Origin of the sequence: Eubacterium sp. OM08-24 (genome assembly GCF_003438075.1) — a bacterium.
Lineage (GTDB): Bacteria > Bacillota > Clostridia > Oscillospirales > Acutalibacteraceae > Ruminococcoides.
The window spans coordinates 86,293-110,321 of record NZ_QSTA01000003.1; the positions used below are offsets into that span (position 1 = coordinate 86,293).

Here is a 24,029-nt window from a genome sequence, read left to right on the forward strand (position 1 = left end):
TTATTTGCCTCTCTCAGCCATAAGGATTTCAATTTCCTGCTCGTTAATTCCTACCATAGCTTCGCCTAAATCTTCTGAAAGTTCAGCAAGCATTTTAGCGTCATTAAAGTTTGTAACAGCTTTAACAATAGCAGATGCTCTTTTTTCGGGATTACCCGACTTAAAGATACCCGAGCCGACAAATACACCCTCTGCGCCGAGCTGCATCATAAGCGCAGCATCAGCAGGAGTAGCAACACCGCCGGCAGCAAAATTAACAACAGGCAATTTCTTATTCTCGTGAACATACAAAACCAAATCATACGGAACCTGTAACTGCTTTGCAACTTCAAAGAGTTCATCTTTTGCCATAGATGCGATTCTGCGAATTTCAGACTGCATCATTCTCATATGACGAACAGCCTGCACAACATCGCCTGTACCCGGCTCGCCCTTTGTACGAATCATAGATGCGCCCTCATTAATTCTTCTTAATGCCTCGCCTAAATCTTTGGCGCCGCATACAAAAGGTACATCAAAAGCGGTTTTATCAATGTGATACTTATCATCTGCAGGAGATAAAACTTCGCTTTCGTCAATGTAGTCAATCTCAATTGCCTGTAAAATCTGTGCTTCTGCAAAATGACCGATACGGCACTTTGCCATTACAGGAATAGAAACTGCGTTCTGAATACCTTTAATCATCTTAGGGTCGCTCATACGAGAAACTCCGCCTGCCGCACGAATATCGGCAGGAATTCTCTCTAATGCCATAACTGCGCACGCACCCGCAGCCTCGGCAATTTTAGCCTGTTCGGGAGTTGTTACATCCATAATAACTCCTCCCTTGAGCATCTGCGCAAGGTTTTTATTTAATTCAAATCTATTTTCCATTTATTATACTCCAAATTCCTAAAATAAGCAAATGTGCTTATTTTAAAGCAAGTTTTTTCTTAAAATCAATTCTGTCGAGGGCAAAACCGAGAACAATGTAAATCAAAGCACCCATACCCGGCTGTAACCACCAAGTAGCAAGCTCTGCAACTGCGCCTTCAAAACCGTACATCAAACCGTTTGCAATGAAATAACCGCCAACTGTTACCATAGTAGTCGGAATAATCATTAAAAGTGATGACCAGTTAATAATCTTATTGTCCTTGCCACGCTTTCTCATAGCCATTCTGCAAAGAACAAACGGAACAGCATTAAAAGCCTTGATGATAGCGGTAGGAATTGCCCACTGAGGATAACCGGAAATCAAATCTGCAAGCGCACCGCCGATTGATGAGGCAATAATGCCATACGGACCGGGCAAAATGCTTGCGGCAAGATAAATCATTGAGTCACCGGCGTGTGAATATCCGAACATTGACGGAATTTTAATAAACGCAGTAGTAACTGTTACCAAAGCCGCACACATTGCTGTAATAGCAATGAGCTTTACATTAATTTTTGACTTAGATTTTGAAATTGTATTTGATTCCATAGCTATCCCTCACAAAAGTATTTTTAAGTGTTTTTCAAACTCAATGCCCTCATTGCGGTCAATACCCAACGCTACGGTATCACGCAAAGAAGTTTCTATGAATTTTACTGCCAGACTAACGGTATCTCTCAAAGTGTCGCCTCTTAAAAGTCCGGAAAACATTACCGAGGCAAACAAATCTCCCGTACCCGAATAGCTGCCACCTATTTTTTTACAGCTTACAGTGAATATCTCATCTTCAGATGCAATAAGATTTTGCACATTAACAGTGCCGTCAGCGGATTTATGCTCAATGCCCGTAATTATTACGATTTTTACACCGTAGCGTTTTAGCAAGGATTTGCCAAGCTCGGCAACTTTATCCATAAAATCGAGATTGTCTGCACTTTTTATAAAGTCGCTGTAATCTATATCGCAAAGGATACAGCACTCTGTAAGATTAGGTGTAATTACATCAGCAACAGTCACCAGCTTTTTCATTTTACAGGCAAGAGCGTCTGTAAAAAGGCTGTATGTTCTGCCGCCGTCACCCATAACAGGGTCCACAAGTACAAGCGTGTTCTCTGTTTCAAAGCTGTGTATAAACTCAAGAATTTTATCAACCTGTTTTTCACTTGATAAAAAGCCTGTGTAAATGCCGTCGGGCTGAAAACCGAGTTTTTTCCATTCCGATGTGTAGTAATCGAGCTTGTCGGTGCAGTCGTTGCAGTAAAAACTCTTAAAGCCGGTCTGGCTTGTAAGCACCGCAGTCGGCATAGGGCAAGCCTGAATACCCATAACGGACAAAACAGGTATAGCCGCAGTGAGCGAGCATTTTCCAAGACCTGAAAGGTCATTTATTAAAACAGCTTTTTTTGTCATTAAATCACGCCTCAAAATTTCTGAACAGTTCAACATTTATCTTGTGATGTTCCCATTATACAACAATAGTGTCACTATTAAAATAGACAATTTTCGTAAATTTTATAAGGACAGTTTGCGAAGCATAAAAATTCCGCCTGCACTTTTTTCTGCGAACAGGCGGTAATAATTGATTTTAAATGAATATAAATTTGTAGTGGCGATTTATTTTCAGTGGGCAACAAATTAAAAAAGCAACTGACAATTCGTTCCGAATATAAAATTTATTAGTTGTTGTAATACGCAATGTCCTCGCACAATTAATCTTCGCACTTTTGAGCAATCTTTTTCCTATCCTCTGCCTCGAACACCTCAAGACACATATTATAAATAGAATTTACCTCAACATCGAGGTAAACCTCATCCTTAAAAAGTGCATATTGCAGTGTTGATGTTATATAAAGATAATACAATGCCTGTATGCTTTCAAAAGAAACATCAAGATTTTTAGCTATATGATGAATAAATGTATCGTATCTTTTTGGTATTCCCGAAAAGAAGTCATAACCCTGCTTTTTATATTTAGGCGAAGTATACACCTGATAAACAAAACGCATATGCTCGCCGTAGTTTTTTTGCATCCAACGGGGGAATTTTTCGAGATAATTCTTTAAATCGGCTCTTGAGCGTGGGGCTTTTTTCATAAACTCTCGCTCAAATTTAATCATAGCATACTGCACCGATTCGGTAATTATCATATCTTTACTTTCAAAATAGTGATATAATGCTTGGTTAGTTTTAAATCCGCAATATTTGCATAAAAGCTGTAAACCTGTATTTTCAAGTCCGTTATCCATAAAAGCCTGAAAGCACTTGTCAAGGCACTCACATTTACGCTTTTTATAAACAGCTGCATCAAATTTTTTCATTCTATCACCCCATACTGCTCTTGTGTCAATTATAAATGTACCGGTAGTTTTTGTCAATAGCAACGCGAATTATTCTGAAAGTCCGGAGTTTAAATTAAGAGAATAGTTTTTTGAATTATGGTTTAGCTTAGTTTCAGTCGGGCAACAAAGTAAAGCAAAGCCTAAACTTTCCGCCCCAAAATTAAAAGTTTGGTCAACCTTTTCAAAGGTTGTGGGTGTGGGCAACGCCCACAAATACTTTATGCTATCGCAAATTTTAATAGCTAAACGGCAAGCCGTTTGGCGGTTTGAACAAAACTGCGATAGCTAAATACGAGAGTATAAAAAAGGAAAAACACCAAAAATTGCACTATAAATGCTTGCGTTTATAGCGGTGCGTTTTAATTATTTTTTCCTAAAAGGCTATCGCCTGTTTTCAAACATTGTCTAAGCACGCAAACAGCAAAGCTGTTTGCGCCCGATAATTTGATGTAAAGGAAACTTTTTATGGGCTCTGCCCAAACCCGCAACCCTTTAAAAAGGGTTGACCTAAATTTTAAATTTATTAAACTAAACTTTATGCACTAAACCACCATTTACCAACACTCATAAAAACAGCCTTGACTGTAAAGTCAAGGCTGTAAATAAGCTATAAACTATTAAATTAGTTGTTGATAAGCTTGTCTTCGTTTGACCAGCTGTAAAGCTTTCTAACTTCCTTACCAACTACTTCAGCCGGATGCTCAGCAGCTTTTCTTCTCATAGCACGGAAGTGAGCCTGACCGCCTGCCGGTGACATATCGAGGAGGAAGTCCTTAGCGAATGTACCGTCCTGAATATCAGAAAGGATCTTCTTCATAGCCTTCTTAGTATCCTCAGTAACAATCTTTGGACCTGTGATGTAGTCGCCGTACTCAGCTGTGTTAGAAATAGAATATCTCATACCCTCAAAGCCTGACTGATAAATAAGGTCAACGATGAGCTTCATCTCGTGGATACACTCAAAGTAAGCGTTTCTTGGATCATAACCTGCCTCGCAAAGTGTTTCAAAACCTGCCTGCATAAGTGCGCAAACACCGCCGCAAAGAACAGCCTGCTCACCAAAGAGGTCTGTTTCTGTTTCTGTTCTGAATGTTGTTTCAAGAACGCCGGCTCTTGCGCCGCCAATGCCGAGTGCATAAGCAAGTGCGAGATCCTTAGCCTTACCTGTTGCGTCCTGCTCAACAGCAACAAGACATGGTACACCCTTACCGGCCTGATATTCACTTCTTACTGTATGACCAGGGCCCTTAGGAGCGATCATAGTAACATCAACATCTGCCGGAGGAACGATCTGACCAAAGTGAATTGCAAAACCATGAGCGAACATAAGCATATTGCCTGCCTCAAGGTTAGGAGCGATATCCTTCTTGTACATAGCTGCCTGCTTCTCATCATTAATAAGAATCATAATAATATCGGCACGCTTTGCAGCCTCAGCAGCTGTATATACCTTAAAGCCCTGTGCCTCTGCCTTTGCCCAAGACTTACTACCCTCATAAAGACCAATGATTACATCACAGCCTGAATCCTTAAGGTTAAGAGCATGAGCGTGGCCCTGGCTACCATAACCAATGATTGCAATTGTTTTGCCGTCAAGCAAAGAAAGGTTACAATCTGACTGATAGAAAATTTTTGCTGTCATATTTTCCATTTTAAAAATCCTCCTTACCGCTATGCGGTTTATATAAAAAGATTTATGTAAATCTGCAAGATTAAACGGACACCGCAGCAGCACCCTTATCAAGTGCAACTGTACCTGTTCTTACAATCTCACGGATACCATAAGGCTTCAATAGCTCTACCAAAGTGTCTACTCGGCTTGTACACTCGCAGTACTCAACGGTAACACTTGTAGTAGAAAAATCAACTACTTTACCCTGCATAAGCTCAACAGTGGTGAGAATTTCGCCACGCTTTGGCGCAGGACAATGAACTTTTATAAGTATCAGCTCTCGGCTGATAAAATCACCTTCGGCAAGTCTTTTAACCTTTATTACGGGAATCAGCTTATTAAGCTGCTTTTCAAGCTGCTCTACAACATATTCGTCGCCATTTGCAACAATGGTAATTCTCGACACATTAGGGTCGGTAGTTACACCCACCGCAAGTGAGTCAATGTTGAATCCTCGTCTTGAAAACAAACCCGAAATCTTAGAAAGAACGCCCGCCTGGTTTTCAACAAGTATTGATAAAGTATATTGCATAACAGCACCTCATTAAATCGACGGAGTGTCGGGATATACATCGCACACAAGGATGAAAGGCTTGTCTGAATCAACAATATTTTTAATAATCTCTTCAGCCTGCTCGTTTGAGCTTGCCTCTGCATGGTCAATGCCATAAGCCTCTGCAATCTTGAGAAAATCAGGATCACCCTCAAGTATAGTGGCGCTATGTCTGTGTCCATAGTGATTATCCTGAAGTTCACGCACCATACCGAGTCTTGTGTTGCGCATAATTATAATTTTAATGTTAAGGTTATTACCGGCAATAGTTGCAAGCTCGTTTAACTGCATCTGGAAACTGCCGTCACCGCAGACAACAAGCACATCTCTGTCTGGTCTTGCAAACTTTGCGCCAATAGCAGCCGGCACCGAATAACCCATAGTTCCCATACCGCCTGTTGTAAGGAATCTTCCCTCACGAATACGGAAGTTGTTTGCACACCAAATCTGATTTTGACCTACATCGGCAACAAGAATTGCCTTTGAACGGAACATTGCGCTCAAATGACCTACAAGCGTTCTCGGTTCTACATAACCGTCAAACTTAGGAGGTTCTCTGAATAAATCCTTTTTCCAGGTTTTAACAGCCTCACTCCACTGGTTCTGAACCTTGTAGTCGCCAATGTTTTCATTGAGCATATCCATAACATTCATCATATCGCCAACAATCGGGATAGCTGTCTTAACATTTTTTCCGATTTCCGCCGGGTCAATGTCTATGTGAATTACAGTTGTTCTTTTACTCATCTGGTCAGGCGCTGCTACGGCTCTGTCGCCAAGTCTTGCACCGCACACAATAACCAAATCCGCCTCGTGCAAAGCTCTGTTTGCAGCCGGCTTGCCGTGAGTACCAAGCATACCGAGATAAAGCTCATGGTCAGACGGCATAACTCCTATGCCCATCATTGTAGAAATTACAGGAATACCTGTTTTTTCTGCAAAAGCCTGAAACTTTGGCTTTACACCCGAGCTTAAAACGCCGCCGCCCGATACAATAATCGGTCGCTTGCAGTTCTTGATTGCCTCAACCGCACGCTTAACCTGAACGATATGTCCCTTTGTGGTTGGCTTGTAGCCAATAATATTTACGGTTTCGGGGTACTCAAACTTTTCTATTTCATTTTGCTGAATATCAATCGGAATATCAATAAGTACAGGGCCCGGTCTGCCTGTTTTGGCAATATGAAAAGCCTCTTTAAAAATTCGTGGCAAATCCTCAGTTTTGCTTACAAGATAGCTGTGCTTTACAAACGGCTCGCAAGCGCCTGTAATGTCAGCCTCCTGAAATACATCTCTGCCAAGCAAATCACTGCGTACCTGACCTGTAATTGCGATTATCGGAATAGAATCCTGATAAGCGGTAGCAATACCTGTAATAAGGTTTGTTGCGCCTGGGCCTGAGGTTGCTACGCATACACCGGGAATATCACTACATCTTGCATAACCGCTTGCTGCGTGAGCCGCATTCTGCTCCTGACGAACAAGCACGTGCTTGATTGAAGAATTATAAAGCGAATCGTAAAAAGGGCAAATAGCCGCACCCGGATATCCGAAAACCACTGAAACACCCTCGGCTTCCAGACATTTTACCATTATATCGGCACCGTTTATCATTGCTTTCTGCACTCCTGTCCTTTTTAATTAAGTAACCAAGCAAAGCCTGACTTTGCTTTACAGATTATTATACTATATTTTATATCAAAAGTAAAGGGCGATAACACATTACAAGCGACTTTTTTCTAAAAATTTTTTCTTTTTCAGCCAATCACACCAATGCCCTCAAGCAAAATTTTAATACCAATCAGCACGAGTACGATTCCGCCGACAAGTTCCGCCTTTGATTTATACTTTGTACCAAATAAACTGCCTATTTTTACGCCGATTGCCGATAAAACGAAAGTCACCACACCAATAAACGACACTGCCGGAACGATTTGAACCTGCAAGAAAGCAAAAGTTACACCGACAGCCAAAGCGTCAATACTGGTAGCAATCGCAAGCAAAAGCATTGATTTAACATCCATAGCCGAGTCAACTTCCTCATCTTTGCCGAATGATTCTTTTATCATATTTCCGCCGATAAGGGCAAGAAGAGCAAACGCAACCCAATGGTCATACTGTTCAATCATTCCGGCAAAAAAGCTGCCCAAAAAATAGCCGATAAGCGGCATAAGCGCCTGAAATCCGCCAAACCATGCGCCGGCAATGCACATATGTTTAGCCTTGATTTTGCCGAGTGAAAGTCCCTTGCATACCGAAACCGCAAATGCGTCCATTGACAGTCCCACTGCAAGAATGAAAAGCTCTATTAAGCTCATACCTAATCCTCCAAAAATACATTTCATATAAATCTATGCGCTTTTCATATGCAATATTAAAACGGTTCTATTATAAATGTTGGGTTAGTTTTATAAATTATGGTTTAACGAAATACTTAGTCTGATAATTATAAAAGTTTGGTCAACCTTTTATAATTGCTTGGTAAAACATTATTTAAGCCATAATTCACCCCCGTTTCTGACAAGGAACCCCATTAAAAGTCAAAAAGACTCGCAGACAACATTTTGCAAATGCCAACAACTTAAATATTATAAATTAAGTTATTAAATTAAAAACATTTCCTTTGTGCTGTCTGCGAGTCTCATCATTTAAAATATTACCGGGTGAAATTCACCAGTATGTCGATAATACTATACGCAAAAGCGTACCGACTACTCCCTCTTAACAATAAGTAAGGATATATACGGATAAATCCGTAATTTTTAAAGTCCCATAATCAAGCCGTAAGGCCAGGCAATAAGTCCGCCAATATCATAAATATCGGTATAGCCGAGCTTGCACAGCGTTTGTGCCGCCATTCTGCTGCGACTGCCTGTCCTGCAATAAACCACAAGCATAGAATCCTTACTCGGTATAACTTCTTTTGCCGATTCTGCGGTAATATCATCAACAGGAAAAAGCACTGCGTCTTTCACATGTCCCGTTGCATACTCCTCTTCCTCTCGCACATCAAGAATTATACAATTCGGATTTTCGTCTATGAGTTTTTTTGCATCCTCAAAGCTGTTTACAGTATGAATTATACACATTAATAATCACTTAGTTTTTCCAATATCGTGGCGGAAGTGCATACCCTCAAAGCTGATTTTATCAACCGCTGCATATGCCTTTGCAAGCGCCTCATCAAGTGTAGGCGCAGTTGCAGTCACGCCGAGAACTCGACCGCCGTTGGTGTAGAATTTACCGTTTTCATACTTTGTACCTGCGTGGTAAACGGTAGCGCCCTCTACCTGACCGTTTTCGTCCATACCAAACATTTCAATGCCCTTTTTATATGCAACAGGATAGCCGCCGCTTGCCATAACTACGCAGGCAGCCGCACCGTTGTCCCATTCAATGTCAAGGTCGGCGAGCTTTTCGTCAATAACAGCCTCGCAAATATCTACAAGGTCGGTTTTAAGTCTTGGAAGAACTACCTGAGCCTCAGGGTCACCAAAACGAGCATTGTACTCAATTACCTTTGGGCCGTTTGGTGTAATCATAAGTCCAAAGTAAAGGCAACCCTTAAAAGGTCTGCCCTCTGCTACCATTGCGTTGATTGTAGGAATAAAGATTGTGTCCATACATTCCTTGGCAATCTCGTCTGTATAGTAAGGGTTAGGGCTGATTGTGCCCATACCGCCTGTATTAAGTCCCTCATCATTATCGTAAGCTCTCTTGTGGTCTTTTGAGCTTACCATAGGCTTTACGCACTTGCCGTCGGTAAATGCGAGAACAGAAACCTCCGGACCTGTAAGAAATTCCTCAATAACAATTCTGTTGCCCGACTCGCCAAACTGCTTGTCTTCCATAATGGATTTTACAGCATTCACAGCCTCGTCAACAGTCTGAGCAATAATAACACCTTTACCGAGTGCAAGACCGTCAGCCTTAACTACGATAGGAGCAGTATTCTCTGCCTTTAAATATTCAATAGCATTTTCTGCGTTATCAAAGGTTTCGTATTTAGCGGTAGGAATACCGTACTTTTTCATTAAATCCTTTGAAAATACCTTTGATGCCTCAATTACGGCCGCATTTGCATTAGGGCCAAAGGCTCTTATGCCGGCAGCCTGAAAAGCGTCTACAAGGCCTGCTGCAAGTGGGTCATCGGGAGCTACGAAAGCAAGGTCAATATTCTTTTCTTTTGCGAAAGCGACAAGTGCCTCTTTGTCCATAACACCGATATTTACGGTTTCGGCATCTCTTGAAATACCGCCGTTGCCCGGTGCGCAGTAAAGCTTTGTGCATTTAGGGCTTTCAAGAAGTTTTTTAATAAGTGCGTGTTCTCTGCCGCCTGAGCCAATCATTAAAATATTCATATTGTCACCCCGCAAATTAATGGTGGAAAAGTCTGATGCCTGTAAATGACATAGTCATTCCGTACTTGTTGCAGGTATCAATTACATTGTCATCTCTGATAGAACCGCCCGGCTGAGCAACATACTGTACACCTGAGCGCTTAGCTCTCTCAATGTTGTCGCCAAATGGGAAAAATGCGTCTGAACCGAGTGAAACGCCGCTGAATGTTGCGAGCCATTCTTTCTTTTCCTCTCGTGTAAGAGGCTCCGGCTTAGTTTTAAAGAACTGCTCCCAAACGCCGTCTGCAAGTACATCCTCATAATCGTCAGAAATATAAACATCAATAGTGTTATCTCTGTCAGGTCTGCGGATATTGTCAACAAACGGGAGGTTAAGAACCTTTGGATGCTGTCTTAAGAACCAAATATCCGCCTTGTTGCCTGCAAGACGAGTACAGTGAATTCTTGACTGCTGACCTGCACCAACACCGATAGCCTGACCGCCCTTTGCATAGCAAACTGAGTTTGACTGAGTGTATTTAAGAGTGATAAGAGCAATAAGAAGATCACGCTTAGCCTCTTCCGTAAGCTCTTTGTTCTCTGTAACAATGTTCTGCATGAGCATAGCCTCGTCAATTTTAAGCTCGTTTCTGCCTTGCTCAAAAGTTACACCGAATACATCCTTATGCTCAATCGGAGCAGGAACATAGTTCGGATCGATTTTTACAATGTTATATGTGCCTCTGCGCTTTGTCTTAAGCACTTCAAGAGCCTCGTCTGTATAATCCGGAGCGATAATACCGTCAGAAACCTCTCTCTGCAAGAGCTTTGCTGTCTGAACATCGCAAGTGTCTGAAAGTGCAACCCAGTCGCCGTATGATGACATTCTGTCTGCACCTCTTGCTGCTGCGTATGCAGATGCGATTGGTGAAAGCTCCAAATCGTCAACAAAATATATTTTCTTTAATGTATCCGAAAGCTCGGTAGCTACCGCAGCACCGGCAGGGCTGACATGCTTGAAAGACGCTGCTGCCGGCAAGCCTGTTGCCGCCTTAAGCTCACGCACAAGCTGCCATGAGTTGAACGCATCAAGAAAATTAATGTAACCCGGTTTGCCGTTGAGTACCTCAACAGGGAGTTCGCCCTCGTTCATATAAATTCTTGAAGGTTTCTGATTAGGGTTACAACCGTATTTAAGTGCAAGTTCCTTCATTGGAGTTCATCCTTTCATAATCAGATTATTTATTCTTATTAATAATTCTTGACTCTGCTGTATCTGTTGCAATGTCAATGTAACGAACAAAAAGTGATACCTTGTTATCCTCGTCAAGTGCATTCCATACTTTCTGAGCAAATGTATCAATATCATCGTTGCCAATCTCTACAAGTGTAGGCTCACCCTCAAAACTTGGGAGTGGAGTGCCGTCGCCCATATAAGTATGAATATATCTGCCGAGTCCCTGTAAAGGTGTTGAATACATAAATGTGTATCTCTGACAGCTGTCGGGAATACCGTCTGCACTCTTAAGAATAGACATAGCATATTCCATAATGCCGCCGCTGCACTTTACAATACCTGAAATACGAGGTGTGTAGTTAGGGCCGTCAGGCTCAAACTCTCTTGTGCGGAGTGACTCTTCAAAGGTTTCGCCCTCGTTCATAAGCTCGTAAATTGTATCTGTCTGGTCACCGTTTGTAACAATAGTCTTGTTGTCAAGCTTTCTTACAGGTGAGTAGATGATGAGTGACGGGTCAATAAGCTTTGATTCGTCAAAAGCCTGTGTCTTTATGCCGTCCTCAGTTTCAACGAAAATTCTGTTTCTGCTGTTTTCGCTTCTGCCCATAATAAAGTAAGCAATTACAGCCTTTGTGCCGTCGGCACTTCTGCCTATAACAATTCCTCTGCCCGGATAAGTAACAGAAGAGATTTCTTTTTCAAGTGAAATTGGTTTCATTGTTTACCTCCGAATTATTCGGCAATTACAGTAGTATTGCCGTTTACCTTTATTTTATCTTCGCAGAAAAGCGAAACAGCCTTAGGAAGAATTTTCCATTCCGCCTGTTCCATAACTCTTTTCTGTAAAATTTCGGGTGTGTCGCCGTTTTGAATTTCAACAGCTTTCTGAATGATGATAGGACCGCCGTCACATACCTCATTTACAAAATGTGCTGTTGCACCTGTCACCTTTACTCCCCTTGCAAGAGCCTGCTCATGAACCTTAAGCCCGTAAAAGCCCTCGCCGCAGAAAGACGGAATAAGTGACGGATGAATATTTATAATTCTGTTTTCAAACGCTCTGATTACACCTGTACCGAGGATTGTCATAAATCCCGCAAGCACAACCAAATCCGCATTTTTTGACTTTAAAAGCTCGGTTAATGCCTTATCGTATTCGTCAAGGCTTGCATAATCCTTTCTACGGATTATATCGGTAGCAATATTGTGATTCTTGGCTCTCTCAAGTGCATAAGCATTCGGATTTGAAGAAATAACGCAGGTGATTTTACCGTCCTTTATCTCCCCTCTTTCCGATGCGTCTATAAGAGCCTGTAAATTAGTACCGCCACCGGATACAAGAACAACAATATTTTTCATTATTCAATTACAACTCCGTCATTGACCTCTACTACTTCACCGATGATTACAGCGTCCTCACCGTTTGCCTTGAGAACCTCAAGAGCCTTGTCTGCCTCGTCCTTGCTAACGGCAACGAGCATACCTACACCCATATTGAATGTATTAAACATATCGTGCTCTGAAATACCGCCGACTCTCTGAATAAGGTCAAAGATTGGGAGAACAGGAACAGCGCTCTTATTAATCTTAGCTGAAAGACCGTCATTTAACATACGAGGAATGTTCTCATAGAAACCGCCGCCTGTAATGTGAGATACAGCCTTTACTTCAACTTCCTTCATAAGAGCAAAGAGTGGTTTTACATATATTTTTGTAGGAGTGAGGAGAGTTTCACCGAGAGTTTTGTCAAGCTCAGGGTATGTATTATTGATTGTGTTTTCGTTAATATCAAAAACTTTTCTTACAAGTGAAAAACCATTTGAGTGAACACCTGAAGAACGAAGTGCAACCAAAACATCGCCTGCCTTGAGCTTAGAGCCGTCAATCATCTTTGGCTTGTCTGCAAGACCTACGCAAAAACCTGCAACATCGTATTCGTCAACAGGCATAAGACCCGGATGCTCGGCTGTTTCGCCGCCGATAAGCGCACACTCTGACATTACACAGCCGTCTGCCACACCCTTAACGATTTCTGCAACCTTTTCAGGATAGTTCTTGCCGATTGCAATGTAGTCGAGGAAGAACAACGGCTTTGCACCGCAGCAAATTACATCGTTTACGCACATAGCAACTGCATCAATACCGATAGTATCGTGCTTATCCATAAGGAAAGCAAGCTTGATTTTTGTGCCTACACCGTCAGTACCGCTAACGAGTACAGGCTCTGTCATACCGCTTACATTTGGGGCAAAAAGGCCGCCAAAACCGCCGATACCTGAAACAACGCCGTCAATTTTTGTGCGTGCAACATGCTGTTTCATAAGTTCAACCGACTTATAACCTGCTGTTACATCAACACCTGCTGCCTTGTAGCTCTCTGAAAAACTCTTCATCTTCAATCACTCCAGATTATTTTTTATTAATTTTCTTTGCAAATTTATCAACAAATATAGTTCTCGGAATTTCCGCAGGATACTCTCCTGTAAAGCAACCGTTGCAAAATCCGACATCTGCACCCTCGGCAATTTGATTAAGACCCGAAACGCTGAGATAGCCGAGCGAATCCGCACCGATTTCCTTACATATTTCTTCCTGTGAAAACTTATTTGCAATAAGCGACTCCTTGTTGTGAATATCCATACCAAAATAACATGGACAAACAAAAGGCGGAGAGCTTATGAGCATATGAACCTCTTTTGCACCTGCGTCACGCAAAAGTCTTACAATATGATTTGCGGTTTCGCCACGCACAATAGAGTCATCTACAATAATAATTCTCTTACCGCTTACATTTGCCTTGAGGGCAGTAAGTCTTGTTCTGAGAAGTCTTTTCTTTTTATCCTTGCCTGTTCCGACAGTTCTGCCAATGTATTTATTCTTAACAAAGCCTGTTCCATACGGAATACCCGATGCCTTAGCATATCCCTGCGCCGCAATAATGCCGGAATCAGGAACACCGCACACCATATCCGCCTCAATAGGATGCTCATTATAAAGCAGTTCGCCTGCCTTAAATCTCGCATTATGAACACTCACTCCGTCAATTACACTGTCGGGACGAGCAACATAAACATATTCAAAAATACACATAGATGTGTTGAATGCCTTAATTCTCGACTTGTAGCTATGGAAACCCGTTTCGTCAATTACAACCATTTCGCCCGGTTCGACATCACGCACAAATTCACCGCCGAGGCTGTCGATAACACAGCTTTCTGAAGTTATAACATAGCTGTTGTTGATTTTTCCGATGCAAAGCGGACGAAAACCATTCTTATCTCTAAAGCCGATAAGTCTTGACGGGCCGCAAAGCACTGCGGAATATGCACCCTCCAGCTTATCCATAGCAAACAAAACAGCTGTTTCAAGGTCATTTGTAGTACAACGCTCGGTTGCAATTACATAAGACATAACCTCAACATTTGAGTTTGACTGGAAAATTGCGCCGCCATGCTCAAGCTGTTTACGAATTTCAGCAAAATTAGTGATAGCGCCGTTGCTCGCAATTGCAAGCGAACCTGCTATATATCTCATAACAAGCGGCTGATTTGCCGCTCTGTCAAGACTTTCGTGCGCACTGTAACGCACATGGCCAATGGCAATATTGCCGTCACCGAGTTTTTCAAGCGCCTTTTCACCTAATACCTCAGACACCATACCAAACTCTTTTACAGTAGTAAAGTTTTCGTTATTGTTTACGGTAATACCTGCGCTCACCTGTCCCCTGTGCTGAAGTCCGTAAAGAGCCTCTCGGGTAAGGGATGCAATATTGAAATCATCACTGCTGTCTTTATAAACGCCGAACACGCCGCATTCATCATTTACCTTGTCTTTGTCATATATATCAACATACTTAATCAAAGTTCTGCCACCTTAAGCTGCATAGCCTCATCCTTTTTGGCTACGCCTTCTTCCATATCTGCTTTCATTTTCTCAAGCTTTTCTGCAAGACTGTCATCAGAAAGAGCGAGCATTTCAATCGCAAGAATAGCGGCATTTGCAGCGCCGTCAACAGCAACTGTTGCAACAGGAATACCTGTTGGCATCATAACTGTTGCAAGCAAAGCGTCCATACCGTCAAACGCAGCCGATTTGCAAGGAATACCGATTACAGGCAAAGTTGTTTTTGCCGCAAGCACACCTGCAAGGTGAGCAGCCATACCTGCTGCTGCAATGATTACTCCAAAGCCGTTTTTCTTTGCGTTGCTCGAAAATTCAATAGCAGCGTCGGGAGTTCTGTGAGCACTCATAACATGCACTTCATATGGAACACCAAATTCCTTAAGCTTTGTGACAGCCTTTGAAACGATAGGGAAATCACTGTCAGAACCCATAATAATAGCAACCTTTTTCATCATTACACTCCTTAACTTTTAACAGCACCGCATAAAACGGCGGTATAATTATTTCGATAAAGATGCCGAAAGCGGCAAAAGTCTTTACCGTAAAATCACTTTAACTACCATTATATAAAAAATCCAATTAAATTGCAATATGTGACAGGAATAATTTTGCTTTTCATTATTAAAGTTATGGTTTAAAAGTAAAAAATATCTTCAAATAACAAATAATCCGCCACTTTGCAATGACGGATTACTAAACCTGAGTATTATTTCTTAATTTCATTTAATCAGGTGCTTTCATATTTGGGAACAGAAATTCCATTTTCTCATCGTCAAAATGGTCATCAATATACTGCACAAAGGCGTTATCGGTATTTGGATTTACCGCTCTGTCCTGCCATCTGTAAACCGCTGCACAAGACATAAACGCATTGAAAGCCATAAATATAATGAGTACAGCTGTCATTACACCGCCTGCACGCTTTGGTATTTTTTCAATTAATCTTGCAAGCCAAGGGTAAACAAAGCGCACCCATACAAGTCCTAAAAAGCCCCAAATAAGCGCATACATAAGGTTTGTGCGTCCGTTAAAATTCAGCGGAGTATCACTGTAATCCCACGACACCGTACCGAAAAGCGTTTCCTGAAACCACGAGCAAAAATATTCAAAGCTTGCACCCACCACAGCACTGATAACATAAATAAGCGTATCGTTGAGCTTGTAGAGCTTATAAAGCACTACCGTCAAAAAACAAGCGCCGCCGCCATAAACGGGGATAAAAGGCCCGTACACAAGACCGACTCTCACCTGAAAATTACCGTCAATCATAAATGCCCATATTGTTTCGAGCACTGTACCGAAAAGCGAACCGATTACAAAAAGGTAAAACAGCTTTGTAAAACAAAGTCCGAACGCAAACGGGCGCTCCTCCTTGTTTTCAAAAACAGCCGTATATTCGGTCATATTCTTATCCTTTACCTCGCCGACCTTGTCGGAAATCATACCGAGATAAACACTTGTTTTAAGGTCCGGAAAAGCGCCGGCAAGTCGCCTTCTCAATATATTCTCGGTAAAAAGTCTGTTACAGTTTTCGCCTATAAGTTTTATTTTTTCCTCGTCCGCATCATCTCCGAGCAATTCTTCAATATTGCTTAAATATTTTATTCTGCGTTTTAATCTTATAACCGTAATCACAGAAAAAATATAGTCAAGCAAAATTATTGCAAGCAGAGCAAACAAAATTATATAGCTGACTGTAGTCGGAATAAGCATAACAAGTGCATCGGATACGGGCATAAATATTTTTATAAAACCAAATCCGAAAATTCCTGCCAACAATGCATAAGGCAAAGATATATAACTGCCGATGCTAAATTTTGCCTGCGAATAATCCCATACCTTAAAGCCGAGTATTTTTTCAAACAAAAATCCCGACAATACTATTATACCTGTTGTAAGTGCGATTGACGCAACAAGCAAAAGCAGCGGATAATTCTCAAGCGGAGTGAGAACCAATCTGCATATTACAGCTGTAAGTCCGTACATTGGAAAAAACGGCGAGGTAAGAAAGCCGTTATTTCTGAATTTTTTATTTACAGCAAGGTTTCGTATTACATTACCAACCCAGCCTAAAAACGAAAATATAACGAATGTCCATAGAATAAGAATCATTAATTCACTTCCTATAAAAAAGCACCTAAGGGTGCAGAAAAGAACTGCACCCTTATGCCTTATTTTTGATTTAAGATTGTACTATTTTACTTAGTCGGCTCATCTTTCCAGATTTCCTTAATTGCGGCAACATTTCCTGCAATCGACTGAAGTTCTGACGGAATGATAATTTTTGTAGCCTTGCCGTCAGCAGCCTTTGCAAATGCCTCAAGCGACTTAAGCTGAATAATTCTGTCTGTCGGAGCAGCCTCGTTAAGCATACGAAGTGCGTCTGCGTTAGCTCTCTGAACTGTAAGAATAGCCTCAGCCTCACCGGCAGCCTCTCTGATTTTCTGTTCCTTAACAGCGTCAGCCTTAAGAATAGCAGACTCTTTAAGACCCTCGGCAATAAGAATCTGACTGCGCTTTTCACCCTCGGCATCAAGGATTTTAGCTCTTCTTTCACGCTCTGCCTTCATCTGCTTTTCCATTGCGTCCTGAATTTCACGAGGAGGAAGAATGTTTTTAAGCTCAACTCTCTTTACTCTGATACCCCATGCGTCGGTAGCCTCATCAAGGATAATTCTGATTTTATCGTTGATAGTGTCACGGGAAGTAAGTGTGCTGTCAAGCTCAAGCTCACCGATAATATTACGAAGAGTTGTAGCTGTAAGATTTTCGATAGCGTTAAGTGGGCGCTCAACACCGTAGCTGTAAAGTTTAGGGTCTGTAATTTCAAAATAAACTACGGTATCAATCTGCATAGTAACATTATCTCTTGTGATAACAGGCTGAGGCGGGAAGTCAACTACCTGCTCTTTTAAAGATACTTTTCTTGAAACTTTGTCGATAAAAGGAATTTTTACATGCAAGCCCGTACCCCAAGTTGAGTGATAAGCACCGAGTCTTTCAACTACATAAGCGTGCGCCTGCGGTACGATTTTAACATTGCTGATTATAGCAATTAAAATGATTAATAAAATAATTGCAATTACAATTAACGGTCCCATTCTGATTTCTCCATTCAATAATTATTCTCCCTGCCAAGGTTCAACTATCATTTTTACACCCTCAATGGCAAGAATTTTGACTTTATCGTCTTTTTTTACAGGTGTAGGATTTTTCAGCTTTGCGGTCCAGACTTCACCGCTCACCTTTACCTGACCCACTGCTTCCAAAGTGTCAATATCGGTAAGCATTACACCTGTTTGCCCAATAAATCTGTCGGAATTTGTTTTTACCTCCTTATGACCTTTTTTATACTTATCCACAAGCGGTTTTGTAGCAATGAGCGTACCGCAGGTAACTACGATAAACACTATAACCTGAACAAGCACAGACGAAGTAATAAGAGAGGATACGGCAGCGCAAAGTGCACCTACGACAAACCATATTGAAACAAGCTGATTTGTTGCGGCCTCGCCCACAGCCATAACCACTGCAATACCAATCCAGACAAAAGGCATATACTCTTCCATATTCACATCTCCTTTCACAACAACATTCTACCATAAGAACAATATACAGTCAATTATTTTTTCAAATTATACTATAATTTTTAATAGATTTATTAATATTTAATTGATATTCTGTTAAAATCTATTCTCGCCCACAGCATTGTATTCCGTTTTGAACATTTCAAATTACGGCTTAATATTATTTTATCCATAGTATATATACATATTTACTTAACATAAAAAGCTAAACTACGCTTTATGATATTTTAAAAGGGCATTATTTCAACAGAAATAATGCCCTAACTCAAAATTAACACTATTATTTAAATAAAATTTTATATCTGATTTTTGATTATCCGCATAAACACTATACTTTCAAGCATTTTGAAATATAGGAAAGCACTCATTTTACCACGAATTTACCACGATTGAATGAGCCTTGATATGACGTAAGAATTTGAAAAGGACACCGTATAGTTTGGTGTCCTTTTACATGAAAATCATTAGTCGCTATTGATTGTTATTATACATTTTGTTAATTGTTCTTATTTCTTTTACGTTTTTTACCGAAAATCATGAGTATTGTCCGAGAGTGATTGGTCTTGCGTATGGTTAACCCTAAAGTTATGGAAATAAGACTTAGAAGCAAACTTAAGAGTGTGTTGATAGTGCATTATCTTAAAATTTTGTTATAATGGTATCGTAATTTAAGACACTTCAAGAGACATTTCTTAATGAATCTGATATACTGTAAACACTACAGAAAGAAGGATTATTATTATGTCTCGAACAAGAAGAAATTTCTCTGCCAAATTCAAATCAGAATTAGTGATTGAACTGCTCAAAGGAGAAAAAGACTTAAATACAATCGCAACCGAAAACAATATTCAGCCGAATCTTCTCCGCAACTGGAAGAAGGAGTTCCTCGATAAAGCATCCGTGGTTTTTAATGACACACGAGAGGATAATCTGAAAGAAAAACTCGCTTTAGAACGCAAGGAAAAAGCTGAATATGCGAAAAAAGTTGGCCAGCTCACCATGCAGGTGGATTGGTTGAAAAAAAAATCTGAAGAAACACTTGGACCTGACTACGAGAGTAAATTTAGTCCAAAACCTTTTGAAGACTAAAGAACTTCCAGTTAAAACAGGAGCTACACTTCTTGATATCAATCGTACCAGTGTTTATTACAAGGGCATGCCCATATCTCAGGAGGAGTTGGATTGCAAATCGATCATAGATCGATTACACACGGATAATCCGGCCTGGGGAGCACGACAACTGTCTGCTCAACTGAAGAAGCGTGGGCATCAGGTTGGTCGCCGGAAAACGCGCCGTTATATGAATGAAATGGGGATTGATCCAATTTATCCAAAAATGAACCTTTCTAAACGTATGCGACAGGCTAAAGTCTGCCCGTATCTGCTACGTAACGCCGTTATCGACCGTCCAAATCAGGCATGGTCAATCGACATTACATACATCCCCATTAAGCGTGGATTTCTGTATCTGACCGCTGTGATTGACTGGTACAGCCGCTGTATCGTTGGCTGGGAAGTCGATGATACTCTGGATACCAGAATGGTCATAACTGCGTTAAAAAAGGCGTTTATAGTGGCAAAACCTGTTATCCTGAATTCAGATCAGGGCTGTCAGTTTACAAGCAATGAGTACATGAATTTCCTCAAAGAGAACCAGATCCGTCAAAGCATGGATGGTAAAAGCCGGTGGGCTGACAATATCATGATTGAACGATGGTTCCGAAGCTTCAAGTACGAGGAAGCATATCTGACCCAATATAACAATATCAGAGAAGCACGGAAGGCAATCGGTAAATATGTGCACACTTACAACTTTGAACGTTGTCATTCTGCACTCAATAAGCAAACACCGGCATCCTGCTATTATCCGATTCTGTTACTGGATGATCATGCAGCCTAAGGGGGGATTTTCTCCCCTACCCAGTTACATATATCAGTTCATTATAAAAAGCTTAGATTTTTGTCTTGACAACTGAACCACTATATGTATAATAGGAATTGAAGTTAAATTAGATGCTAAAAATTTGTAATTAAGAAGGAGGGATTCGTCATGTTGGTATTCCAAATGCGTAATGTAGATAAAACATCTACTGTTTTGAAACAGACTAAAAACAGTGATTACGCAGATAAATAAATACGTTAGATTAATTCCTACCAGTGACTAATCTTATGACTTTTTAAACAGATAACTAAAATTACAAACAAATCGTTTAACTTCTGTATTTATTTATAGATGTAATCACTTCAGGAGTGATTACATGAACAAAAATATAAAATATTCTCAAAACTTTTTAACGAGTGAAAAAGTACTCAACCAAATAATAAAACAATTGAATTTAAAAGAAACCGATACCGTTTACGAAATTGGAACAGGTAAAGGGCATTTAACGACGAAACTGGCTAAAATAAGTAAACAGGTAACGTCTATTGAATTAGACAGTCATCTATTCAACTTATCGTCAGAAAAATTAAAACTGAATACTCGTGTCACTTTAATTCACCAAGATATTCTACAGTTTCAATTCCCTAACAAACAGAGGTATAAAATTGTTGGGAGTATTCCTTACCATTTAAGCACACAAATTATTAAAAAAGTGGTTTTTGAAAGCCATGCGTCTGACATCTATCTGATTGTTGAAGAAGGATTCTACAAGCGTACCTTGGATATTCACCGAACACTAGGGTTGCTCTTGCACACTCAAGTCTCGATTCAGCAATTGCTTAAGCTGCCAGCGGAATGCTTTCATCCTAAACCAAAAGTAAACAGTGTCTTAATAAAACTTACCCGCCATACCACAGATGTTCCAGATAAATATTGGAAGCTATATACGTACTTTGTTTCAAAATGGGTCAATCGAGAATATCGTCAACTGTTTACTAAAAATCAGTTTCATCAAGCAATGAAACACGCCAAAGTAAACAATTTAAGTACCGTTACTTATGAGCAAGTATTGTCTATTTTTAATAGTTATCTATTATTTAACGGGAGGAAATAATTCTATGAGTCGCTTTTGTAAATTTGGAAAGTTACACGTTACTAAAGGGAATGTAGATAAATTATTAGGTATACTACTGACAGCTTCCAAGGAGCTAAAGCGCTCGGGACCCCATTAAGTATTTTTAAAAGCATGGTCGCAAGTTTCACTAGCAGCCATGCTTTTATTGAATCATTGTAGGACATTTTAAAGATAATTGCCCACTTTAAAATTAAACATGTGCTTAGAATCGTTCTAGGCAACACCAATAACAATCACTAATCACAAGTGATTTGTGATTAATCACTTGTGATTTACAAGGTGTAACGATATAATTAAATGGAAAACGTGCAAAATATTTACATAAACAGGAGGGAGAAACTTGGAACTAGCATTTAGAGAAAGCTTAAAAAAGATGAGAGGTACCAAATCAAAAGAAAAATTCTCCCAAGAATTAGAAATGAGTAGATCAAATTATTCATTGATTGAATCAGGAAAATCAGATCCGACATTAAAAACATTGGAACGAATTGCAGAATTGACAAACTCAACCTTAGTTATTGACTTAATTCCTAATGAATTAGAACAAGTAGAGTTGCAAATAGAAGAAGAGAAGCAATGATTGTCGTTAATATATTTAACGAAATTGTTGCTTATTTTTTTTAAAAGCGGTATACTAGATATAACGAAACAACGAACTGAATAAAGAATACAAAAAAAGAGCCACGACCAACTTATTTTCCGCCAAGAAAATAAGTTGCGAGCCTTAATTGATTACCACCAATCAATTAAAGAAGTCGAGACCCGAAATTTGGTAAAGTATTTAATTACTTTATTAATCAGATACTTAAATATCTGTAAACCCATTATATCGGGTTTTTGAGGGAATTTCAAGTCTTTAAGAAGATACCAGGCAATCAATTAAGAAAAACTTAGTTGATTGCCTTTTTTGTTGTGATTCAACTTTGATCGTAGCTTCTAACTAATTAATTTTCGTAAGAAAGGAGAACAGCTGAATGAATATCCCTTTTGTTGTAGAAACTGTGCTTCATGACGGCTTGTTAAAGTACAAATTTAAAAATAGTAAAATTCGCTCAATCACTACCAAGCCAGGTAAAAGCAAAGGGGCTATTTTTGCGTATCGCTCAAAAAAAAGCATGATTGGCGGACGTGGCGTTGTTCTGACTTCCGAAGAAGCGATTCACGAAAATCAAGATACATTTACGCATTGGACACCAAACGTTTATCGTTATGGTACGTATGCAGACGAAAACCGTTCATACACGAAAGGACATTCTGAAAACAATTTAAGACAAATCAATACCTTCTTTATTGATTTTGATATTCACACGGCAAAAGAAACTATTTCAGCAAGCGATATTTTAACAACAGCTATTGATTTAGGTTTTATGCCTACGTTAATTATCAAATCTGATAAAGGTTATCAAGCATATTTTGTTTTAGAAACGCCAGTTTATGTGACTTCAAAATCAGAATTTAAATCTGTCAAAGCAGCCAAAATAATCTCGCAAAATATCCGAGAATATTTTGGAAAGTCTTTGCCAGTTGATCTAACGTGCAATCATTTTGGGATTGCTCGTATACCAAGAACGGACAATGTAGAATTTTTTGATCCCAATTACCGTTATTCTTTCAAAGAATGGCAAGATTGGTCTTTCAAACAAACAGATAATAAGGGCTTTACTCGTTCAAGTCTAACGGTTTTAAGCGGTACAGAAGGCAAAAAACAAGTAGATGAACCCTGGTTTAATCTCTTATTGCACGAAACGAAATTTTCAGGAGAAAAGGGTTTAATAGGGCGTAATAACGTCATGTTTACCCTCTCTTTAGCCTACTTTAGTTCAGGCTATTCAATCGAAACGTGCGAATATAATATGTTTGAGTTTAATAATCGATTAGATCAACCCTTAGAAGAAAAAGAAGTGATTAAACTTGTTAGAAGTGCCTATTCAGAAAACTATCAAGGGGCTAATAGGGAATACATTACCATTCTTTGCAAAGCTTGGGTATCAAGTGATTTAACCAGTAAAGATTTATTTGTCCGTCAAGGGTGGTTTAAATTCAAGAAAAAAAGAAGTGAACGTCAACGTGTTCATTTGTCAGAATGGAAAGAAGATTTAATGGCTTATATTAGCGAAAAAAGTGATGTATACAAGCCTTATTTGGTGACGACTAAAAAAGAGATTAGAGAAGCGCTAGGCATTCCTGAGCGGACATTAGATAAATTGCTGAAGGTACTGAAGGCGAATCAGGAAATTTTCTTTAAGATTAAACCAGGAAGAAATGGTGGCATTCAACTTGCTAGTGTTAAATCATTGTTGCTATCGATCATTAAAGTAAAAAAAGAAGAAAAAGAAAGCTATATAAAGGCGCTGTCAGAGTTTTTTGACTTAGAACATACATTCATTCAAGAGACTTTAAACAAGCTAGCAGAACGCCCAAAAACGGACACACAACTCGATTTGTTTAGCTATGATACAGGCTGA

Annotated in this window: 25 protein-coding genes; 6 read left to right on the plus strand and 19 right to left on the minus strand. The window is 40.0% G+C overall.

Translation table 11 applies throughout. The features are described 5' to 3' along the window. The 19 genes from pdxS to DXC23_RS07130 all read right to left on the minus strand — a co-directional run bounded on the left by pdxS (window position 1) and on the right by DXC23_RS07130 (window position 18,529). On the minus strand, window positions 1-873 hold the full coding sequence (gene pdxS, locus DXC23_RS07040; RefSeq protein WP_117705433.1) for a pyridoxal 5'-phosphate synthase lyase subunit PdxS: 873 nt from the start codon (window positions 871-873) through the stop codon (window positions 1-3). A 37-nt stretch (window positions 874-910) separates the two neighbouring features. Beyond that, window positions 911-1,465: an ECF transporter S component gene (locus DXC23_RS07045; protein ID WP_117705434.1), complete on the minus strand. Its 555-nt coding sequence runs from the start codon at window positions 1,463-1,465 to the stop codon at window positions 911-913. Between the two features lie 9 nt (window positions 1,466-1,474). Next, a complete protein-coding gene (locus DXC23_RS07050; protein ID WP_117705435.1) occupies window positions 1,475-2,326 on the minus strand; it encodes a pyridoxamine kinase in 852 nt (283 codons plus the stop codon). A gap of 299 nt (window positions 2,327-2,625) precedes the next feature. Further along, window positions 2,626-3,234 carry a TetR/AcrR family transcriptional regulator gene (locus DXC23_RS07055; RefSeq protein ID WP_117705436.1) on the minus strand — a complete coding sequence of 203 codons (609 nt, stop codon included), beginning with the start codon at window positions 3,232-3,234 and terminating at the stop codon, window positions 2,626-2,628. 643 nt (window positions 3,235-3,877) lie between these two features. Next, a complete protein-coding gene (gene ilvC / locus DXC23_RS07060; RefSeq protein WP_278286548.1) occupies window positions 3,878-4,915 on the minus strand; it encodes a ketol-acid reductoisomerase in 1,038 nt (345 codons plus the stop codon). Between the two features lie 52 nt (window positions 4,916-4,967). Then, the gene (gene ilvN, locus DXC23_RS07065) at window positions 4,968-5,459 is read right to left on the minus strand and encodes an acetolactate synthase small subunit (RefSeq protein ID WP_117705438.1); all 492 of its coding nucleotides are present in this window, start codon (window positions 5,457-5,459) and stop codon (window positions 4,968-4,970) included. A 12-nt stretch (window positions 5,460-5,471) separates the two neighbouring features. Continuing rightward, the gene (gene ilvB, locus DXC23_RS07070; protein ID WP_117705439.1) at window positions 5,472-7,094 is read right to left on the minus strand and encodes a biosynthetic-type acetolactate synthase large subunit; all 1,623 of its coding nucleotides are present in this window, start codon (window positions 7,092-7,094) and stop codon (window positions 5,472-5,474) included. Between the two features lie 143 nt (window positions 7,095-7,237). After that, window positions 7,238-7,798 (minus strand): manganese efflux pump MntP family protein, encoded by a 561-nt coding sequence (locus DXC23_RS07075; RefSeq protein WP_117705440.1) that lies wholly within the window; start codon window positions 7,796-7,798, stop codon window positions 7,238-7,240. A 444-nt stretch (window positions 7,799-8,242) separates the two neighbouring features. Continuing rightward, window positions 8,243-8,569: a rhodanese-like domain-containing protein gene (locus DXC23_RS07080; protein WP_117705441.1), complete on the minus strand. Its 327-nt coding sequence runs from the start codon at window positions 8,567-8,569 to the stop codon at window positions 8,243-8,245. A gap of 6 nt (window positions 8,570-8,575) precedes the next feature. Next, on the minus strand, window positions 8,576-9,841 hold the full coding sequence (gene purD, locus DXC23_RS07085; RefSeq protein WP_117705442.1) for a phosphoribosylamine--glycine ligase: 1,266 nt from the start codon (window positions 9,839-9,841) through the stop codon (window positions 8,576-8,578). Between the two features lie 16 nt (window positions 9,842-9,857). Continuing rightward, on the minus strand, window positions 9,858-11,033 hold the full coding sequence (locus DXC23_RS07090) for a phosphoribosylaminoimidazolecarboxamide formyltransferase (protein ID WP_117705443.1): 1,176 nt from the start codon (window positions 11,031-11,033) through the stop codon (window positions 9,858-9,860). A 25-nt stretch (window positions 11,034-11,058) separates the two neighbouring features. Continuing rightward, entirely contained in the window at window positions 11,059-11,775 is a 717-nt protein-coding gene (locus tag DXC23_RS07095; protein WP_117705444.1) for an IMP cyclohydrolase, read from the minus strand. Window positions 11,776-11,789: 14 nt separating this feature from the next. Further along, entirely contained in the window at window positions 11,790-12,416 is a 627-nt protein-coding gene (gene purN / locus DXC23_RS07100) for a phosphoribosylglycinamide formyltransferase (RefSeq protein ID WP_117705445.1), read from the minus strand. Next, window positions 12,416-13,450, minus strand: coding sequence for a phosphoribosylformylglycinamidine cyclo-ligase (gene purM / locus DXC23_RS07105; RefSeq protein WP_117705446.1), 1,035 nt, complete (start codon window positions 13,448-13,450; stop codon window positions 12,416-12,418). Before purM ends, purN begins: the two co-directional genes overlap by 1 nt. Before the next feature lie 16 nt (window positions 13,451-13,466). Then, on the minus strand, window positions 13,467-14,918 hold the full coding sequence (gene purF / locus DXC23_RS07110) for an amidophosphoribosyltransferase (RefSeq protein WP_117705447.1): 1,452 nt from the start codon (window positions 14,916-14,918) through the stop codon (window positions 13,467-13,469). Further along, window positions 14,915-15,412, minus strand: coding sequence for a 5-(carboxyamino)imidazole ribonucleotide mutase (gene purE / locus DXC23_RS07115; RefSeq protein ID WP_117705448.1), 498 nt, complete (start codon window positions 15,410-15,412; stop codon window positions 14,915-14,917). Before purE ends, purF begins: the two co-directional genes overlap by 4 nt. 271 nt (window positions 15,413-15,683) lie before the next feature. After that, a complete protein-coding gene (locus DXC23_RS07120; protein ID WP_117705449.1) occupies window positions 15,684-17,072 on the minus strand; it encodes a putative ABC transporter permease in 1,389 nt (462 codons plus the stop codon). 86 nt (window positions 17,073-17,158) lie between these two features. Further along, window positions 17,159-18,061 (minus strand): SPFH domain-containing protein, encoded by a 903-nt coding sequence (locus tag DXC23_RS07125; protein WP_117705450.1) that lies wholly within the window; start codon window positions 18,059-18,061, stop codon window positions 17,159-17,161. Between the two features lie 21 nt (window positions 18,062-18,082). Continuing rightward, window positions 18,083-18,529, minus strand: a complete 447-nt coding sequence (locus DXC23_RS07130; protein ID WP_117705451.1) for an NfeD family protein — start codon at window positions 18,527-18,529, stop codon at window positions 18,083-18,085. A gap of 759 nt (window positions 18,530-19,288) precedes the next feature. Between DXC23_RS07130 and DXC23_RS12665 the strand changes: the two genes are divergently transcribed. The 6 genes from DXC23_RS12665 to DXC23_RS07165 all read left to right on the plus strand — a co-directional run bounded on the left by DXC23_RS12665 (window position 19,289) and on the right by DXC23_RS07165 (window position 24,029). After that, complete coding sequence (locus tag DXC23_RS12665) at window positions 19,289-19,636, plus strand: transposase (protein WP_004615306.1); 348 nt, start codon at window positions 19,289-19,291, stop codon at window positions 19,634-19,636. After that, window positions 19,626-20,447 carry an IS3 family transposase gene (locus DXC23_RS07140; protein WP_231299128.1) on the plus strand — a complete coding sequence of 274 codons (822 nt, stop codon included), beginning with the start codon at window positions 19,626-19,628 and terminating at the stop codon, window positions 20,445-20,447. Before DXC23_RS12665 ends, DXC23_RS07140 begins: the two co-directional genes overlap by 11 nt. A 150-nt stretch (window positions 20,448-20,597) precedes the next feature. Continuing rightward, window positions 20,598-20,681: a 23S rRNA methyltransferase attenuation leader peptide gene (locus DXC23_RS07145; RefSeq protein WP_001814874.1), complete on the plus strand. Its 84-nt coding sequence runs from the start codon at window positions 20,598-20,600 to the stop codon at window positions 20,679-20,681. A gap of 124 nt (window positions 20,682-20,805) precedes the next feature. Further along, window positions 20,806-21,543, plus strand: coding sequence for a 23S rRNA (adenine(2058)-N(6))-methyltransferase Erm(B) (erm(B), locus tag DXC23_RS07150; RefSeq protein WP_002292226.1), 738 nt, complete (start codon window positions 20,806-20,808; stop codon window positions 21,541-21,543). Between the two features lie 361 nt (window positions 21,544-21,904). Beyond that, complete coding sequence (locus tag DXC23_RS07160) at window positions 21,905-22,144, plus strand: helix-turn-helix domain-containing protein (RefSeq protein ID WP_002380754.1); 240 nt, start codon at window positions 21,905-21,907, stop codon at window positions 22,142-22,144. Between the two features lie 394 nt (window positions 22,145-22,538). Next, the gene (locus DXC23_RS07165; RefSeq protein ID WP_002380753.1) at window positions 22,539-24,029 is read left to right on the plus strand and encodes a primase C-terminal domain-containing protein; all 1,491 of its coding nucleotides are present in this window, start codon (window positions 22,539-22,541) and stop codon (window positions 24,027-24,029) included.

What these genes read in the sequence shown, in the direction of transcription:
- pdxS (WP_117705433.1), bottom strand. Translation starts at nt 873, where the DNA reads ATGGAAAATAGATTTGAATTAAATAAAAACCTTGCGCAGATGCTCAAG.
- DXC23_RS07045 (WP_117705434.1), bottom strand. Translation starts at nt 1,465, where the DNA reads ATGGAATCAAATACAATTTCAAAATCTAAGTCAAAAATTAATGTAAAG.
- DXC23_RS07050 (WP_117705435.1), bottom strand. Translation starts at nt 2,326, where the DNA reads ATGACAAAAAAAGCTGTTTTAATAAATGACCTTTCAGGTCTTGGAAAA.
- DXC23_RS07055 (WP_117705436.1), bottom strand. Translation starts at nt 3,234, where the DNA reads ATGAAAAAATTTGATGCAGCTGTTTATAAAAAGCGTAAATGTGAGTGC.
- ilvN (WP_117705438.1), bottom strand. Translation starts at nt 5,459, where the DNA reads ATGCAATATACTTTATCAATACTTGTTGAAAACCAGGCGGGCGTTCTT.
- ilvB (WP_117705439.1), bottom strand. Translation starts at nt 7,094, where the DNA reads ATGATAAACGGTGCCGATATAATGGTAAAATGTCTGGAAGCCGAGGGT.
- DXC23_RS07075 (WP_117705440.1), bottom strand. Translation starts at nt 7,798, where the DNA reads ATGAGCTTAATAGAGCTTTTCATTCTTGCAGTGGGACTGTCAATGGAC.
- DXC23_RS07080 (WP_117705441.1), bottom strand. Translation starts at nt 8,569, where the DNA reads ATGTGTATAATTCATACTGTAAACAGCTTTGAGGATGCAAAAAAACTC.
- purD (WP_117705442.1), bottom strand. Translation starts at nt 9,841, where the DNA reads ATGAATATTTTAATGATTGGCTCAGGCGGCAGAGAACACGCACTTATT.
- DXC23_RS07090 (WP_117705443.1), bottom strand. Translation starts at nt 11,033, where the DNA reads ATGAAGGAACTTGCACTTAAATACGGTTGTAACCCTAATCAGAAACCT.
- DXC23_RS07095 (WP_117705444.1), bottom strand. Translation starts at nt 11,775, where the DNA reads ATGAAACCAATTTCACTTGAAAAAGAAATCTCTTCTGTTACTTATCCG.
- purN (WP_117705445.1), bottom strand. Translation starts at nt 12,416, where the DNA reads ATGAAAAATATTGTTGTTCTTGTATCCGGTGGCGGTACTAATTTACAG.
- purM (WP_117705446.1), bottom strand. Translation starts at nt 13,450, where the DNA reads ATGAAGAGTTTTTCAGAGAGCTACAAGGCAGCAGGTGTTGATGTAACA.
- purE (WP_117705448.1), bottom strand. Translation starts at nt 15,412, where the DNA reads ATGAAAAAGGTTGCTATTATTATGGGTTCTGACAGTGATTTCCCTATC.
- DXC23_RS07120 (WP_117705449.1), bottom strand. Translation starts at nt 17,072, where the DNA reads ATGATTCTTATTCTATGGACATTCGTTATATTTTCGTTTTTAGGCTGG.
- DXC23_RS07125 (WP_117705450.1), bottom strand. Translation starts at nt 18,061, where the DNA reads ATGGGACCGTTAATTGTAATTGCAATTATTTTATTAATCATTTTAATT.
- DXC23_RS07130 (WP_117705451.1), bottom strand. Translation starts at nt 18,529, where the DNA reads ATGGAAGAGTATATGCCTTTTGTCTGGATTGGTATTGCAGTGGTTATG.
- DXC23_RS12665 (WP_004615306.1), top strand. Translation starts at nt 19,289, where the DNA reads ATGTCTCGAACAAGAAGAAATTTCTCTGCCAAATTCAAATCAGAATTA.
- DXC23_RS07145 (WP_001814874.1), top strand. Translation starts at nt 20,598, where the DNA reads ATGTTGGTATTCCAAATGCGTAATGTAGATAAAACATCTACTGTTTTG.
- DXC23_RS07165 (WP_002380753.1), top strand. Translation starts at nt 22,539, where the DNA reads ATGAATATCCCTTTTGTTGTAGAAACTGTGCTTCATGACGGCTTGTTA.